The sequence below is a fragment of the Ottowia cancrivicina genome (genome assembly GCF_029813755.1).
GTDB classification, from domain to species: domain Bacteria; phylum Pseudomonadota; class Gammaproteobacteria; order Burkholderiales; family Burkholderiaceae_C; genus Ottowia; species Ottowia massiliensis.
Genome location: NZ_JARVII010000106.1, coordinates 1 through 385, shown reverse-complemented (window position 1 = coordinate 385; position 385 = coordinate 1). Strand labels below are relative to the sequence as shown.

Here is a 385-nt window from a genome sequence, read left to right as displayed (position 1 = left end):
ACCTTGTCGAGCGTGCCGCGCGCGCGGCCCTTGGGCACATTGCGCAGGCTCACGCGTTTGTGAATGCCTGTTTTTTCTTGCGAGGCTTGCTGCCCGGCCACTTGCTGGGCTTGCGCGGCTTCGCGGCCTTTGGCTTGCGTGGCCGAGCCTGCCGCCGCCTGGGCGGCGGCCTTGGCCTTGCCTTCTTGCGCGGCCTGCTTGGCCTGGGTGCTTTGCGCGCCGGCCGCTTGCGCCGCGCTTTGGCGCGTGGCGCTGGTTTGCGTGGCCGCCTGCGCGGCGGTTTGTTGTGCGGCTGCGCCCATGCGGGCGGCCACATTGGCGTTTTTGGCTTGCAGGCCCGCCGTGAGGGCTGCTATGGCGCTTTGGCGCGTGGCGTTGAGCAAGG

At 69.9% G+C, this 385-nt stretch carries 1 protein-coding gene; it reads right to left on the bottom strand.

Translation table 11 applies throughout. The annotated features are described in order from the left end of the window. Positions 1-385 (bottom strand): hypothetical protein (locus tag QB898_RS13245; protein WP_279525323.1); only part of this gene is annotated, 385 nt, incomplete at both ends.